1 protein-coding gene is annotated in these 232 nt (G+C 50.9%); it reads left to right on the top strand.

Annotation, left to right across the window (positions count from 1 at the left end; genetic code table 11):
• Positions 1-232: hypothetical protein (locus tag KVT28_RS27135; protein WP_217551436.1), on the top strand; the 232-nt coding region annotated here is incomplete at both ends.

Below are 232 nucleotides of genomic sequence, written 5' to 3'. Positions count from 1 at the left end.
CGATGGTACCTTTGTTAACAATGGTACAGAGCGTGTTATCGTTCCTCAGCTGCACCGTAGTCCTGGCGTGTTCTTCGACAGCGATAAGGGTAAAACGCTCTCTTCCGGTAAAGTGCTGTATAACGCACGTATCATCCCTTACCGCGGTTCATGGCCCGATTTCGAGTTTGACCCGAAAGACAACCTCTTCGTCCGTATTGACCGTCGTCGTAAGCTGCCGGCCAGTATCATT

The sequence above is a fragment of the Pantoea sp. GbtcB22 genome (genome assembly GCF_019091025.1).
GTDB classification, from domain to species: Bacteria; Pseudomonadota; Gammaproteobacteria; order Enterobacterales; family Enterobacteriaceae; genus Pantoea; species Pantoea leporis.
This window is presented reverse-complemented; position numbering and strand designations above follow the sequence as displayed.